Origin of the sequence: Mesorhizobium sp. LNHC221B00 (assembly GCF_000502935.1) — a bacterium.
In the GTDB taxonomy this organism is placed as follows: Bacteria; Pseudomonadota; Alphaproteobacteria; order Rhizobiales; family Rhizobiaceae; genus Mesorhizobium; species Mesorhizobium opportunistum.
Window position 1 is genome coordinate 184755 of sequence record NZ_AYWR01000012.1, and the last position, 15359, is coordinate 200113.

Here is a 15359-nt window from a genome sequence, read left to right on the forward strand (position 1 = left end):
CGACGCCTTCTTTCCTTTTTCCTGCTATTGACGCGCTGGATCAAAAATGGTGTATGCGCGGCTTCGGATGGGCGTGTAGCTCAGCGGGAGAGCACTGCATTGACATTGCAGGGGTCACAGGTTCAATCCCTGTCACGCCCACCATCCTTTCAAAGACTTAGATAACTTCCTGACGACGCGGCCATCGAGCGTCTTGGCCGACACGCCGAGCGCGCCGGCCGCTTCCCAAATCGATGCCTGCGAGCAAGGCTGGTTGCATGGGCAGCAGCGCGATGTGCGCTGGCCGAGAAAGGCAATCTTCGGCCGGAATCCGCACCGTGCCGCCCGTGGTGCGGACCCACAGACTGGGAGGTTGTAAATGGGACAAGGATCTCTTTGTCCTTAAGTGGAACCTAATATACCGGTTCTCAGTTTCAGTAGTGCAGCATCCCCCTCCGCTGTGGCCAAGGGAATTCACTCTTGGTCGGCCCGCATCGTCCCAACCCGGCGGTGCGGGCTCATTTTGTTTGGAACCGTATTCCATCGGTAAAGTTCAACGCGGCTCGGTGTATCCCTCCATCGAGCAGGACCGACGAAGGCCCGTCATCGTTCCCTATGGTAGGCTTTACCCAGATGCGGAGCGGACCACTGCAACGGCAATTTTGGCCGATCAAGGAACCTGTTTTCGAAATTGGAGTTTGGAAGCCGCTTGGGTTCCCTCACCAAGCAGAACACTGGAAAGGCCCATCACTGCTTCCTCAGTGGCGGGCTTTTCTCGGCGGCTTGGACGTGCGCCTACGGCGCTGGACTCGGCAAGCCCCACCCGTATCCGCTGGCCTTCGGCAAAGGCCGGGGCGAACGATAACAGCTGCCCGCTTGCTGAAGGACAGGGCGCCGCCGCTGGTGCGCTACCTATTGAAAGTCTTCGGTTCGACAAGGAACGATGCTGCGATCAGGTCGTCGCCAGCAATCTGCCCGCGACCGTCATCCATGATCGCTGCGACCTTTTGGAAGGTTCTTATTTCGGTCTCGGTTATGCGAGCGGCCCGCACTCTCGCCTGGAGATCAACCAAGCGCGCCTCGAGGGCTTGCGATGTTTCGACTTCAAGGGTCATCATCTTCACTTGTCCGGTTGAGTGGCGACCGACATGCACTGCCCGCCGCCATGGGGTGGCGGCGGGAGTGGTAGTTCGAAGTTCAGTCGTAGACTTTGACAATCTTGCGGGTGCTTGGGTCCACCAGAACCGTGCGGTTGTCGACCACCACGTAGCGGTATTTGACGTTGGGGACCTCATGAAGTTCAACCGTGTCCGGCAGAGCCGTTCCGACGTTCAGTTCCACACCAGGAACCTTCACGGAAGCAAGTGGCTGCTTCTTCACATATTCGCGCACGACGGTGTCCTGCTCCGGCGTGATGACAACGTCCTGTGCCGCAACTGCGCCGACGCCGGCTAAAAGCAGTAGCGCCGCAGCGCTGCTGGTAAGGTGCATCCTCATGGTTTTCTCCTCTTATGGTCCGGGCGACAGCACGACCGTCTGCGCGCCAGCCATCCGAACACCTCGTCCGGCCAAACGTTCCGCTGCCGGGCTTCAGTCTGAAACAGGATAGGACCAAAGTCCGGCCGCAAAACGCAATGGTCTTGCCTCTTGGGACTGGGCGGAACGGCCTACGTCCGGCGTAGTTGCTTCTCCAAATCGGAGAAAGCAGATGGATAAGAGTGTTGGCCAAGCGCGGTGGTTGCTCGCACCGGTTTTCGCGACCGCCGTCACCTTTCTGGTGATCGGCATAGCCCTTGGCTGACATGTCGTGGATCGGCACAGCTACGTCCCTTCCTGTGCTGATAGGACCCGCGAGCCGCCTAGGGCAGCTGGCGGGTCCTCTATTATCTGGTGAGCAAAGGACAATGGCATTGATCCAGAAATCGAATGAAAGCGGCAACGCGAACGACCCTGCGAATGACAATGATCAGCCTGGGTTGCTGGAAGCTGTCTCCTTGACCGACGAGGAGAATATTACCGATCTTGTCAGACGAACCGAGCGCACTGCTCTTTGGGTAGTTCTAGGAATGGGCGGCTGGTTGATGTTAGTCCCCGCTATCTACATTGTACTGACCCACGGAATATGAAGGCAATACTGCGCCCGCCGTAGGGGCATTGCTCAACCTCACGAAGCGTCTTGACGGCAAATATCGAAACGGGTCCGTCAACCAACGGACTGAAGGCGAAATGCTATTCGGCCGAATTCGAACTTCTCGGTGTCGAGCGCGAAACGGCCGAGCCGGCATTGGCTCTAATGGCCGATCGGTCGACGGGCAGGCATGCGGTTCGGCTTTCATCAATTCGAGCGGCGCCATCCGAGACCGACTGTGGAAGCGGATCCAAGCACTTGGGGCCGGCGCCGAAGGTCATGAAGCGGCCGGCAACACAATGGTTCAGCCCGGCATCATCGGCCGCGTAAAGCACTTGCGCGGGGACGAAGATTTGCGGCACGCTTCACTGCAGGAATTTCGGGGAGGAAGATCATGCCGATTCGGCGGAAGGCGACTGAGGTAGGTATTTTTGACGCTTCAGAGATAGCTCTCCTCGGGCGGGTCTTTGATAGGCTCAAGCTTGATGGCCAGTCGGCCGATGCACGCGACGCAATCGCATCCCGCATTATCGCAAACTACATGGCGGGTGTGATCGACGAGGACGAACTCGCCTCGCTTTCGAAACAGCCGTTGGGGCGCTAACAATGGCGGTCGTCAAGAAGGATCAAGAGTGCGCCAACTACGCCTGGATGTACTGCGTTACAAGCGCGGGAACATGGCAAGAACGCGTCGTGCCTGATATCTGCCGACGCCTTGCTAGAAGCCTTTGACGACGTTCTTGCAGGCCGCCAGAGTACGATCGGCCCGATCGTCCCGGCCTGGTCATTAAAACAGCGCATGGCTGGAAAAGTGCCCAGGATCTCACTTCTTGTCGGCGAGCGATACCGTCCGCTCGTAGTAGCCGTCGGCCGAGATGAGACAGCGCTTTGACTTGAAGAACCCCAAGAACCTGTCCAGATAGCCCCGCCTGACTCCCGGTCGGCGGGGCTTTCCCATGCGTTCACACCATGCGTTCAATGCGCTAGAATGAGCGGCCGTAACCACGCGGCCTGGCTTTCGGCCCCGGCGAACTTTCCGCCGGATTTGCGGCCAATTTGGCGAATCGCCGGTCTCGTAGCCGCAGGAACTTCTCCTTTGTCAGCAGCTCGTCGCGCTCGTCATCATCCGCGTCCATTCGGCGATACATCGCGGCAATCACATAGTCGGCTTTGTTGGTTCGATAGTCTTCTTTTCGCACAGACATCGTTTTCTCCCTGGTCGCGGCCTTTTTCCCTCCTTTTGGCCTGACGGAGGAATTAACTGCCGGTGCGCCGCACGAGTCTACCAATTGGGGATTGTATTAAAACGGTACACGCCACGTCCGGGCGGCCCAACGCAGTGGCTCTCGGCGCCGAGATCACAAATCACCTGATGCGGGGGGATACTTCCGGTCAATCCCGCTGGGCTCAGATGCCCGCGACCGCGCACAGGCTCTTCATCCTGGATACGGCCAGGTCCGGATCGGCCAGCAGGCCTGCCTGGTCGGCAAGGCGAAAGATATCGGCATAGTGGCGGATGCCACGCGCCGACTGCATGCCGCCGACCATCGTGAAATGGTCCTGATGGCCGTTCAGCCAGGCCATGAAGACGATGCCGGCCTTGTAATATTCGGTCGGTGCCTCGAAGATCTTTCGCGACAGCGGCACCGTCGGCGCCATCAGCGCATCATAGCCGGCGCGGTCGCCCTCCGCGAGTTTCGCCAGGGCGGCATTGGCGACCGGCGCGATGGCGTCGAAAATGCCGAGCAGCGCGTGCGAATGACCATGGCCGTCTCCGGCGATCAGTTCGGGATAATTGAAGTCGTCGCCGGTGAACATCACGACACCATCCGGTAGCCGGCTGCGCAGCGCGACCTCCTTGCCGGCATCGAGCAGCGAGATTTTTATGCCTTCGACCTTGCCGGCATGGCGCTCGATGATGGCGACCACCGTATCGAGCGCGGTCTCGAAATCGCTGCTGCCCCAATAGCCTTTCAGGGCCGGGTCGAACATGTCGCCCAGCCAGTGCAGGATCACCTTGCCGGACGCTTGGCTCAAAAGGCGGTCGTAGACGCGCGCATAGTCATCGGGGCCCTTTGCGACAACCGCCAGTGCCCGGCTCGCCATCATGATCACCTTGCCGCCCTGCCCTTCGATGAAGGCGAACTGCTCTTCATAGGCGGCGATCACATCGTCTGGTGTGCGAGCCGCCGCCGGGGCCAGATGATCGGTGCCGGCGCCCGAGGCAAGGTCGGCGCCTTCGACGGTCCGCGCCTCGGCGATCGAGCGGCGGATCAATTCCCGCGCATTTGCCCAGTCGAAACCCATCCCCCGCTGCGAGGTATCCATCGCCTCGGCGATACGGAAGCCGAGCCGCCACAGATGATGGCGGAACGCCATCGTCCGCTCCCAGTCGACCGCCGGCCGCGACCACGGATCGGTCATCCCGAGCGGATCGGCAACGACATGCGCCGCCGCATAGGCGATGCGCGAACACCGCGCGCCGACGATCGGCCGCACCGGCTGTCCGACAAGCGCATAATGGCTGCTGCGGCCACCCTCACCAGGCAAGGCTATATCCATCGATCTCTCCCTGTAATCGCGCTAATAAATGGAACGTTCCAATAAATCAAGAAGCTTTGAGATTCGAGGTTCACCTCCCTCGTATTGCTGCAACGCAGCACGATAGCCCCGCAATTACAGGGCTCACGGCGTTACATTATCGATATTCGGGAATCCAAAAATTCCCGATTGACTCGCGATTGGAGCAGAGATTAGAACGTTCCAATAAAAATGTGGATGGAAACCGGGAGGAGACATCAGGATGGCCAGCCGGGCCAAGGCGACGATCTTCGACATCGCCCGCGAGGCAGGCGTGTCCAAATCGACGGTGTCGCTCGTCCTCCAGGGCAGCGGACTGATCCGCCCCGAGACCGCGGTCAAGGTGCGCAAGGCGATCGAGGACGTCGGCTATGTCTACAATCGCGGCGCCGCCAATCTGCGCAAAGCCCACTCCAACGTCATCGGAATGGTCATCAACGACCTCACAAATCCATTCTTCGCCGAACTGGCGGTCGGCATGGAGCGTGTCTTCCAGTCCGCCGGCATCGTGCCCTTCATCGCCAACACGGCGGAAAACCCGGTCCGCCAGGAAGAGGTGCTGAAATCGCTGATGGAACAGGGCGTCGCCGGGCTCATCGTTTCGCCGGCGCGCGGCACGACCCCGGGAGCATTCCGGCGGCTGGAAATGGCCGGTGTTCCGATTGCCTTCGCCATGCGCCGGCTGCCCGAGAGCCGCATTCCGGTGATCGCTCCCGACAATCATCGCGGCGCCTATCTCGCCGCTGCTCACCTCATCGGCAAGGGGCATCGCCGGTTGGCCTTCTTCGGCGGTTCGTCCGACCTCGTGGTCTATCATGACCGGCTCGGCGGCTTTCGCGAGGCATGCGAGACGCTCGGGATAGATACGCGTGACATGCTCGTCATCGAAGGTGAGACAAGCCGTCGGGGTGGCATCGCTTGCCTGGAAACCGCGCTTGCAATGGCTGAACCGCCGAGTGCGGCCCTGTGCTTCAACGATGCGGTCGCCTTTGGCGCCATGCTGGCGCTGCGCAAGCGTGGACTTGAGCCGGGACCGGATTTCGCCGTCGTAGGCTTTGACGATGTGACGGAAGCCGAACACTACATGCCTGCGCTGACCAGCGTCGCGGTGGACAGCGCCGGCCTCGGCGAACGCGCCGCCCATGTCATGATCAAGATGATCCAGTCGCGCACCACACGTGCCGAGGATCATATCGGGGCGGTCAATCTCGTGGTCAGGGAAAGCTGCGGTCCGGACCGTCGCGCCAGAAACAGGTCGTCGGGAACGGGAGGCGTCGCATGAGCCTCAAATGGGGACTGATCGGCGCCAGCACGATCGCCAGGCAATTCATGGTCAACGCCATCCGTGTGCAGGCCGATGGCAAGATCGCGGCGGTGATGAGCTCCAGTCCGGAGCGGGGCCAGGCCTATGCCGTGGAAAACAACATTGCGCTTGCGGTCTCGACGCTTGACGAGCTCCTCGCCGAGGATATCGACGCCGTCTACATCTCGACCACCAACGAGCTACATCTCGAACAGGCCTTGGCCGCCATCAAGGCAGGCAAGCACGTGCTGTGCGAAAAGCCGCTGGCACTGACGAGTGCCGATGCCCGCACGATGGTTGCCGCCGCCAGAGCGGCTGGCATCGTACTCGGCACCAACCACCACCTGCGCAACGCCGGCGCGCATCGTGCCATGCGCGAAGCCGTCGCAGCCGGCCGCATCGGCAGGCCGATCGCGGCGCGTGTCTTCCACGCCGTCTACCTGCCTGAAAACCTGCAGGGTTGGCGCATAGCCAGGCCCGAGGCTGGCGGCGGCGTCGTGCTCGACATCACCGTGCATGATGCCGACACGCTGCGCTTCGTGCTCGGCGACGATCCGGTCGAGGTTTCGGCTTTCACACAATCCGCCGGCATGGCCGGCAGCGGACTTGAGGACGGCGCCATGTGCATCTGGCGCTTCAAATCCGGCCTCATCGCGCAGTCGCATGAAGGCTTTACCACCAGCTATGCCGGCACCGGCTTCGAGGTGCATGGCTCGGAAGGTTCGCTGATCGCCAGCAATGTGATGACGCAGAAGCCGGTCGGCACGGTGATGCTGCGCACGGCAAGCGGCGAGGAGGAATTGAGCTTCGACCACGAGGATCTCTACGTCAGGTCCGTGCGGCGGTTCCATGCCGCGATCCACGGTGACGGCCAGCCTGCCGCCACCGGCGAGGACGGCATCTGGTCCCTCGCCTCGGCCGAGGCGGCGTTGCAATCGGCCAGCTCCGGCAAGGCCATCGAGATCGACCCGAAACTCGGGAGCATGAAGTGAGCAAGGTCGTTTCAGCGGCGCAGGCAGCCGGACTGATCAAGGATGGCATGACAGTATCCGTGTCCTCGTCGAGCGGTCTCGGCTGCCCGGACGCGGTGTTGGCCGCCATCGGTGAACGCTTCGACGCGGAAGGCCACCCGAAGCACATAACCACGCTGCACCCGATCGCCGCGGGCGACATGTATGGCATCAAGGGCATCGACCATCTGGCAAAGCCTGGCCTTTTGAAGCGCACCTTGTGCGGTTCCTATCCGTCCGGTCCCTCCTCTTCCGAACCGCCGCGGATCTGGAAGATGATCGGCGACAATTCGGTCGCCGCCTACAACGTGCCGTCCGGCATCCTGTTCGACATGCACCGCGAAGCCGCCGCCAAGCGGCCGGGCGTGCTGACCAAGGTCGGGCTCGACACCTTCGCCGACCCGCGCCATCAGGGCTGCGCAATGAACGCGGCGGCCAGCGAACCGATCGTCTCGGTGCAGCAGTTCGACGGCGAGGAGTGGCTGTATTTCCGCTCGATCGTGCCTCACGTCTCGATCATCCGCGCCACCACGGCGGATGAGCGCGGCAACCTCACCTATGAACATGAAGGCGCCTATCTCGGCGGCCTCGAACAGGCACTCGCCGCTCGCAACAATGGCGGCGTCGTCATCGCACAGGTCAAGCGCGTCGTCGAAAACGGTACGCTGAAGCCGCATGACGTGCGCGTGCCGGGCGTGCTGGTCGATCACATCGTCGTCGCGCCCGACCAGTTGCAGACAACGCTGACGCCTTACGACCCGGCCATATCAGGCGAGATCTTCCGGCCATTGTCGACCTTCCGCAACGCCGAGATGAACGTCCAGAAGGTGATCGCCCGCCGCGTCGCCATGGAGCTGCGCGACGGCATGGCCGTCAACATCGGTTTCGGCATCTCCGCCAACGTTCCGCGCATCCTTCTGGAAGAAGGCCAGCATGGCAAGGTCACCTGGGTGATCGAGCAGGGCGCGGTCGGCGGCGTGCCGCTGCTCGACTTCAAGTTCGGCTGCTCGTCGAACGCCGACGCCTTCATGCCCTCGCCGCACCAGTTCACCTATTTCCAGGCCGGCGGCTTCGATGCTTCGCTGCTCTCCTTCCTGCAGATCGACCGCCACGGCTCGGTCAACGTGTCGAAGCTGTCGGCGCGGCCGCATGTCACCGCCGGCGCCGGCGGTTTCGTCGACATCACAGCGCGGGCGAAGAAGATTGTTTTCTCGGGTTTCTTCAATGCCGGCGCAAAACTGTCATTGGCCGATGGCGGCATCCGCATCGACCAGGAGGGCAAGGTCAAGAAAATCGTCGGCGAGGTCGAGCACATCTCCTTCTCCGGCAAGCGCGCGGTCGCGCAAGGCCAGGACATCACCTATGTCACCGAGCGCTGCGTGATGAAGCTGACGCCTGACGGGCTGATGGTGACCGAACTGGCGCCGGGCATCGATCTCGAGCGCGATGTGCTGGGGCAGTCCGAGATCGCGCTCGGTGTCGCCAACGACCTGAAGGTAACGCCGTCAGCACTCTACCACGACCAGCCGATCGGCCTGTCGCTCAATGGCGGCGCCTCGCTCGGAGGCGCGCATGGCTGAACGCCTCGTCACCTTCGAGCAGGATGGCGCCATCGGCATCGTCACCTTGCGCCGGCCGGAGAAATTCAACGCGCTGGATATTCCGATGCTTCGCGCGCTCGAAACAGCGCTCGACGAAGCGGAGGCGGCCGACAGCGTGCGTGTCGTGCTCATCCGCGGCGAAGGCAAGGGCTTCTGTGCCGGTGGCGATGTCGAAGCCTGGGCCGCCATGAGTGCCGCCGAATTCCAGGTGCAATGGGTGCGCTACGGTCACCGCGTCTTCGACCGGCTGGCGCGGCTGCGGCAACCGACCATCGCCGTGCTGTCGGGCCACGCGCTGGGCGGCGGGCTGGAACTGGCGGCGGCCTGCGATTTCCGGGTCGCGGAAACACAGGTGAAATTGGGCTTCCCCGAAACTTCCATCGGCGTCGTTCCCGGCTGGTCCGGCACGCAGCGCGCCGTGCGCCGTTTCGGCGCGCAGACGGTGCGTCGCATGGCGCTGGGCGGCGAGGTTCTCCTTGCTCCTGAAGCGCTGGCCCTGGGCGTGGTCGACCGGGTGGTCGAAACCGGCAAGGCACTCGCCGGGGCCAAGTCCTGGGCCGAGAAGATCGCCGAGCGCGGTCCGCTGGCGACGGAAGCGGCCAAGCTGATGATCGCGGTTGCCGAAGGCGAGGAAAGTGCCGCCGCGACCGAAGCACTGGCCAGCGGCTTCATTGCGCTGACCGGCGACCTCAAAGCCGGCGTCGGCGCCTTCAAGGCCAGGCAGAAGCCGGCATTTTCGAGATCCTGAGGATTCACGACCAAGATGAACGCGCCTCTCAACATCGCCATGCCCGCCGAGGCCTCCGCAGCGCCGAAGACCTACCGGCTGCTGATCGACGGCAAACATGTCGATGCCCGCGACGGCAGGACGCTGGAGCGCAACAGCCCCGGCCATGGCTTCACGGTTTCGCGTTACGCGCAAGCCGGCGAGGCCGAGGTGGAAGTGGCGATGCAAGCCGCGCACAGGGCGTTCGAGACCGGTCCCTGGCCGCGCATGAAGGCGGCCGAACGCGCCGCGCTCCTGCACAAGGCGGCCGACCTGATCGAAGCTCGGCTTGAAGACATTGCCCGTCTCGATGCGCTGGAATCCGGCAAGCCGATCGCCCAGGCCCGCGGCGAGATCGGCGGTGCCGTCGACATCTGGCGCTATGCCGCTTCGCTCGCCCGCACGCTGCACGGCGAGAGCTACGCCAATCTCGGCGACGCGATGCTGGGCGTGGTGCTGCGCGAGCCGATCGGCGTCGTCTCGATCATCACGCCGTGGAATTTCCCGTTCCTGATCGTCAGCCAGAAACTGCCCTTCGCGCTCGCCGCCGGCTGCACGGCGGTGGTCAAGCCGAGCGAGATGACCTCGGCCTCGACCTTCGTGCTCGGCGACATCCTGATCGAGGCCGGCCTGCCTGCCGGCGTCGTCAACATCCTGGCCGGCCTGGGCAGCGATGTCGGCGCACCGATGGTCAGCCATCCCCTGGTCGAGATGGTATCGTTCACCGGCTCCACCCGCGTCGGCAAGATGACCATGGCTTCCGCCGCGCAGTCGCTGAAGAAGGTCTCGATGGAGCTCGGCGGCAAGAACGGCCAGATCGTCTTCCCCGATGCCGACCTCGAAGCCGCGGCCGACGCGGCGGTGTTCGGCGGCTTCTTCAATGCCGGCGAATGCTGCAATGCCGGCAGCCGGCTGATCGTACACGAGGCGATCGCCGACGATTTTCTGGCCGGCGTGAAGGCCCTGACAGCCAAGGTGACAGTCGGCGATCCGCTCGACGACAGGACCAAGGTCGGGGCGATGATCTCGACGGACCACCTGGACAAGGTCACCGGTTACGTCACGGCAGCGGCAAGCGACGGCAGCAGCATCTACAGCGGCGGCGGGCAGTTGGCCTCCAATGCCGGCCAATATCTCGACCCGACCATCATCCGCGGCGTCACCGAGGACATGGCCATCGCGCGCGAGGAAGTGTTCGGCCCGGTGCTCTCCGTGCTGACTTTTGAATCGATTGAAAAGGCGTTGCACATCGCCAACAACACGCCCTATGGTTTGTCAGCGGGCGTGTGGAGCGCCAGCATCGACACATGCATGTCGGTAGCGCGTGGGGTGCGTTCGGGGACGGTTTGGGTGAACACATTCATGGAAGGTTATCCCGAGCTGCCTTTCGGGGGCTACAAGCAGTCCGGTCTCGGACGCGAACTCGGCAAGCGCGCCGTCGAGGATTATACCGAGGAAAAGACAATCCAGTTTCATCGCGGCCAGCGCACCGGATGGTGGGTCGGCTGAGTTGGGAAGAACCCGGTGGGCTTCCACCGGTCGTGTAATGCAACAAGGGAGGAAGTACATGTTGCGCAAACTGCTTATCGGAACGGCTCTCGCATCGGGGCTCGCTTTCGCGGCCCATGCCGAGGACGTCAAGGAAGTGCAGATGCTGCATTGGTGGACGTCGGGCGGCGAAGCGGCTGCCCTCAACGTCCTCAAGGGCGATCTGGCCAAGGAAGGTTATGCCTGGAAGGACGTACCGGTCGCCGGTGGCGGCGGCGACGCTGCCATGACCGCGCTGAAGGCGATGGTCGCGGCAGGCAACTATCCGACCGCCTCGCAGATGCTCGGCTACACCGTGCTCGACTATGCGGCTGCCGGCGTCATGGGCGACCTGACCGAGACGGCGAAGAAGGAAGGCTGGGACAAGTCGGTTCCGGCGGCCCTGCAGAAATTCTCGGTCTATGACGGCAAGTGGGTCGCGGCTCCGGTCAACGTCCACTCGGTCAACTGGCTGTGGATCAACAAGGCCGTCATGGACAAGATCGGCGGCACCGAGCCGAAGACTTTCGACGACTTCGTTGCGCTGCTCGACAAGGCCAAGGCGGCAGGCGTGATCCCGCTCGCTCTCGGCGGCCAGAACTGGCAGGAAGCCACCATGTTCGACTCGGTCGTGCTGTCGACAGGCGGACCTGAGTTCTACAAGAAGGCCTTCAACAACCTAGATGACGCTTCGCTCAAGTCCGACACGATGAAGAAGTCGTTCGACAACCTCGCCAAGCTCGTCACCTATGTCGACCCGAACTTCTCGGGCCGAGACTGGAACCTTGCCACCGCCATGGTCATCAAGGGCGACGCCCTGGTGCAGGTCATGGGCGACTGGGCCAAGGGCGAGTTCAATGCCGCCAAGAAAACACCGGGCACCGACTTCCTGTGCTATCGCTTCCCGGGCACGGAAGGCTCAGTGGTCTACAACTCCGACATGTTCGGCATGTTCAACGTTCCGGACGACCGCAAGGCCGCCCAGGTCGCACTGGCCACTGCCACCCTGTCGAAGAGCTTCCAGTCGGCCTTCAATGTCGTCAAGGGTTCGGTTCCGGCTCGTACCGACGTTCCGGACACCGACTTCGACGCTTGCGGCAAGAAGGGCATCGCCGACCTGAAGGCCGCCAATGAAGGCGGCACGCTGTTCGGTTCGCTGGCCCAGGGCTACGGCGCGCCGCCGGCGGTCGCCAATGCCTACAAGGACGTCGTGTCGAAGTTCGTCCATGGTCAGATCAAGACCTCCGACGAAGCCGTGGCCGAGCTGGTCAAGGCGATCGACGACGCCAAGTAAGCGCAACGCCCGAAAACATCTTCCCCGCTTCGGCGGGGAAGGTTTTATCTCAACGATTGGCCGGCTCAATACCATGCCGACCGAAGACCCGTATGCACGGGCCGCCTTGCCGCCTGACGGCAGAGCACGGACGACCCAAAGCGGGAGGAGCTCATGAGCACGGTAGCGACAAGCCAGATCAAGCTGACGCCGGAGCACGCCAGGCCACGCGCCTCGGTGCGCTCGCGCCTGCAGGACGCATTGCCCAAGATCGTGCTGGCGCCGAGCTTCGCCATCACCATCGTCTTCGTATACGGCTTCATCCTGTGGACGATCTATCTGTCCTTCACCAACTCCAAGACCTTCCCGTCCTATGTCATCACCGGCTCGCGCGCCTATCAGCGGCTGTGGGGCTGGACCTTCGACACCGACCCGCCTTCGAGCTGGTACACGTCGATCACCAATATGGGCATTTTCGGCTTTCTCTATATCCTGATCTGCCTGGCGCTCGGCCTGTTCCTGGCCACCCTCCTCGACCAGAAGATCCGCGGCGAAGGCGTGCTGCGCCCCATCTACCTCTATCCCATGGCGCTGTCCTTCATCGTCACCGGCGTCGCCTGGAAATGGTTCCTCGATCCGGGTCTTGGCCTCGAGCAGACGTTGCACCAGTGGGGCTGGACGAGCTTCCATTTCGACTGGATCAAGAACAAGGATTTCGTCATCTACACCGTGGTCATCGCCGGCGTCTGGCAGGCTTCCGGCTTCATCATGGCGATGTTCCTGGCCGGCCTGCGCGGCATCGACGGCGAGATCATGAAGGCGGCGCAGATCGACGGCGCCACCACCTTCCAGCTCTATCGCCGCATCGTCATTCCGCTGCTGCGGCCGATCTTCCTGTCGGCCTTCATCGTGCTCGCCCACCTTGCCATCAAGTCCTATGACCTTGTCGTGGCGCTGACCTCCGGCGGACCCGGCGGCTCGGCCTGGCTGCCGTCCAACTTCATGTACGAGTACACCTTCAAGCGCAACGAGATGGCTGTCGGCTCGGCAAGTGCGGTGATCATGCTGATGACCATCGTCGCCATCATCGTGCCCTATCTCTATTCCGAACTGCGGGAGAAGCCGCGATGAGCGCCGTCACCACTCCCGCCCGCCAGGCTTCCGGCGGCGTCAATGTCAAACTCGTCAACCGCATCGTCATCTATGGGCTGCTGGCGCTGTTCGCGCTGTTCTACCTGATGCCGCTGTTCGTCATGCTGGTTACCTCGTTCAAGACCATGGACGAGATCCAGAACGGCAACATGCTGGCGCTGCCCAAGGCGCCGACCTTCGAGCCCTGGCTGAAGGCCTGGGGCGAGACCTGCGTCGGCCTCACCTGCGCCGGCATCAAGGGCTATTTCTGGAACTCCATCAAGATGGTGGTTCCGGCCGTCATCATCTCGACGATGCTCGGTGCGCTGAACGGCTACGTGCTGACCAAATGGCGTTTCCGCGGCGCGACGCTGGTGTTCGGGCTGATGCTGTTCGCCTGTTTCATCCCGTTCCAGTCGGTGCTGTTGCCGATGGCTACGATTCTCGGCAGCCTCGGCCGCTTCGGCGTGTCGCTGCAGAACACGGTCGGGACCAGCTTCGGCCTCGGCAATCCGACCGTGAACCTGGTCTTCGTCCACGTCGTCTATGGCCTCGGCTTCACCACCTTGTTCTTCCGTAACTATTACGAGGCGTTCCCGACGGAATTGGTGAAGGCCGCGCAGGTTGATGGGGCGTCCTTCTTCCAGATATTCCGCCGCATCATGCTGCCGAACTCGATGCCGATCTTCGTCGTCACCGTGATCTACCAGTTCACCAACATCTGGAACGACTTCCTGTTCGCTTCCGCCTATGCCGGCACCGGCGACTCGATGCCGATGACGGTGGCGCTCAACAACGTCGTCAACACCTCGACCGGCGTCGTCGAATACAACGTCAACATGGCGGCGGCGATGATCGCCGCACTCCCAACCCTTCTCGTCTATGTGCTCGCCGGCCGCTATTTCGTGCGCGGTCTGATGGCCGGCGCCGTCAAAGGATAATCCGATGGCTTTTCTGGAAATTGATGGTCTGAGGAAGCGCTTCGGCCAGGTCGAGATACTCAAGGGGATCGACCTCGAGCTGGAAAAGGGCGGCTTCCTGGTACTGGTGGGGCCCTCCGGCTGCGGCAAGTCCACGCTGCTCAACACCATTGCCGGGCTGGAGACGATCACCTCGGGCGAGATCCGCGTCGACGGCCGCACCATCAACGATCTGCACCCTTCGAAGCGCGACATCGCCATGGTGTTCCAGAGCTACGCGCTCTACCCGAACATGACGGTGGCCGGCAACATCTCCTTCGGTATGGAGATGCGCGGCGTGCCGGCGGCGGAGCGCCAGAAGGCGATCGACAAGGTGGCCAAGGTCTTGCAGATCGGCCACCTGCTGCAGCGCAAGCCGAGCCAGCTTTCAGGCGGCCAGCGCCAGCGCGTCGCCATGGGGCGGGCGCTGGTACGCGACCCCAAGCTGTTCCTGTTCGACGAGCCTTTGTCCAACCTCGACGCCAAGCTGCGCGTCGACATGCGCATCGAGATCAAGCGCCTGCATGCCACCACCGGCACCACAATCGTCTATGTCACCCACGACCAGATCGAGGCGATGACGCTGGCGACCAAGATCGCCGTCATGCGCGACGGCGAGGTTCAGCAGTTCGGCACGCCGGCCGAGATCTACAACAACCCCAGCAACCTGTTCGTCGCCGACTTCATGGGTTCGCCGGCGATGAACCTGATCCCGGCGACCATCGCCACCTCAGGCAATGCACTGTCCGTCGTGCTGCAGCGCGAGGCGCGCGAGCCCATTACCTTGCCGATGGCCAATGCCCCGGCGGGCCTGTCGGCTTTCCAGGGCAAGCCGATCATCTTCGGCGTCCGCCCGGAGGCACTGACCGATCCGGAGGGCGCCGAGCGAAACGCCTCGAACATCGCCACCGCCGACCTGCACATCGAAGTGGTCGAGCCGGCCGGCTCCGACACTTTCGCCGTCACCAATCTCGGCGGCAAGGGCGTGGTGGCGCGGCTGCGCGCGGACGCCAACATCCAGCCGGGCACCAGCACGCCGCTCGCCTTCAATCTGACCAAGGCGGTGTTCTTCGATCCGGCGACCGAAAACCGCATCCTCTGA

General features: G+C 62.7%; 15 protein-coding genes and 1 tRNA gene. 13 read left to right on the forward strand and 3 right to left on the reverse strand.

What is annotated here, in order from left to right; translation table 11 throughout:
• The first annotated feature begins 69 nt into the window (after nt 1–69).
• Both X741_RS149785 and X741_RS1000000171685 read left to right on the forward strand, forming a co-directional pair.
• Nucleotides 70–144, forward strand: a tRNA-Val gene (locus tag X741_RS149785).
• Nucleotides 145–506: 362 nt separating this feature from the next.
• Nucleotides 507–1115, forward strand: a complete 609-nt coding sequence (locus tag X741_RS1000000171685; protein ID WP_156937910.1) for a hypothetical protein — start codon at nt 507–509, stop codon at nt 1113–1115.
• A 61-nt stretch (nt 1116–1176) separates the two neighbouring features.
• Here the strand turns inward: X741_RS1000000171685 and X741_RS149775 are convergent, their stop codons facing one another.
• Nucleotides 1177–1476, reverse strand: a complete 300-nt coding sequence (locus X741_RS149775; RefSeq protein ID WP_023778533.1) for a DUF1236 domain-containing protein — start codon at nt 1474–1476, stop codon at nt 1177–1179.
• A 407-nt stretch (nt 1477–1883) separates the two neighbouring features.
• Here X741_RS149775 and X741_RS149770 point away from each other — a divergent pair, with 407 nt between their 5' ends.
• On the forward strand, nt 1884–2105 hold the full coding sequence (locus X741_RS149770) for a hypothetical protein (protein ID WP_023778534.1): 222 nt from the start codon (nt 1884–1886) through the stop codon (nt 2103–2105).
• A 396-nt stretch (nt 2106–2501) separates the two neighbouring features.
• On the forward strand, nt 2502–2711 hold the full coding sequence (locus tag X741_RS149760; RefSeq protein WP_023778536.1) for a hypothetical protein: 210 nt from the start codon (nt 2502–2504) through the stop codon (nt 2709–2711).
• Nucleotides 2712–3090: 379 nt separating this feature from the next.
• On the opposite strand, the gene X741_RS149755 is transcribed toward X741_RS149760, so the two are convergent.
• Nucleotides 3091–3312, reverse strand: a complete 222-nt coding sequence (locus X741_RS149755) for a hypothetical protein (RefSeq protein ID WP_023778538.1) — start codon at nt 3310–3312, stop codon at nt 3091–3093.
• A gap of 202 nt (nt 3313–3514) precedes the next feature.
• A complete protein-coding gene (locus X741_RS149750; protein ID WP_023778539.1) occupies nt 3515–4669 on the reverse strand; it encodes a dihydrodipicolinate synthase family protein in 1155 nt (384 codons plus the stop codon).
• 241 nt (nt 4670–4910) lie between these two features.
• Here X741_RS149750 and X741_RS149745 point away from each other — a divergent pair, with 241 nt between their 5' ends.
• The 9 genes from X741_RS149745 (at nt 4911) to X741_RS149705 (ending at nt 15359) form a co-directional block, all read left to right on the forward strand.
• A complete protein-coding gene (locus X741_RS149745) occupies nt 4911–5969 on the forward strand; it encodes a LacI family DNA-binding transcriptional regulator (RefSeq protein ID WP_023765836.1) in 1059 nt (352 codons plus the stop codon).
• Complete coding sequence (locus tag X741_RS149740) at nt 5966–6982, forward strand: Gfo/Idh/MocA family oxidoreductase (protein WP_023778540.1); 1017 nt, start codon at nt 5966–5968, stop codon at nt 6980–6982. Before X741_RS149745 ends, X741_RS149740 begins: the two co-directional genes overlap by 4 nt.
• On the forward strand, nt 6979–8580 hold the full coding sequence (locus tag X741_RS149735; RefSeq protein WP_023778541.1) for an acyl CoA:acetate/3-ketoacid CoA transferase: 1602 nt from the start codon (nt 6979–6981) through the stop codon (nt 8578–8580). The genes X741_RS149740 and X741_RS149735 overlap by 4 nt, the downstream gene beginning before the upstream one ends.
• The gene (locus tag X741_RS149730; protein WP_023778542.1) at nt 8573–9349 is read left to right on the forward strand and encodes an enoyl-CoA hydratase/isomerase family protein; all 777 of its coding nucleotides are present in this window, start codon (nt 8573–8575) and stop codon (nt 9347–9349) included. The genes X741_RS149735 and X741_RS149730 overlap by 8 nt, the downstream gene beginning before the upstream one ends.
• Before the next feature lie 15 nt (nt 9350–9364).
• Complete coding sequence (locus X741_RS149725) at nt 9365–10876, forward strand: aldehyde dehydrogenase family protein (protein ID WP_023778543.1); 1512 nt, start codon at nt 9365–9367, stop codon at nt 10874–10876.
• 58 nt (nt 10877–10934) lie between these two features.
• Nucleotides 10935–12188 (forward strand): ABC transporter substrate-binding protein, encoded by a 1254-nt coding sequence (locus tag X741_RS149720; protein WP_031250192.1) that lies wholly within the window; start codon nt 10935–10937, stop codon nt 12186–12188.
• A 153-nt stretch (nt 12189–12341) separates the two neighbouring features.
• The gene (locus X741_RS149715; protein ID WP_023778545.1) at nt 12342–13298 is read left to right on the forward strand and encodes a sugar ABC transporter permease; all 957 of its coding nucleotides are present in this window, start codon (nt 12342–12344) and stop codon (nt 13296–13298) included.
• Nucleotides 13295–14239 carry a carbohydrate ABC transporter permease gene (locus tag X741_RS149710; RefSeq protein ID WP_023778546.1) on the forward strand — a complete coding sequence of 315 codons (945 nt, stop codon included), beginning with the start codon at nt 13295–13297 and terminating at the stop codon, nt 14237–14239. Before X741_RS149715 ends, X741_RS149710 begins: the two co-directional genes overlap by 4 nt.
• A 4-nt stretch (nt 14240–14243) precedes the next feature.
• Nucleotides 14244–15359, forward strand: coding sequence for an ABC transporter ATP-binding protein (locus X741_RS149705; RefSeq protein WP_023765844.1), 1116 nt, complete (start codon nt 14244–14246; stop codon nt 15357–15359).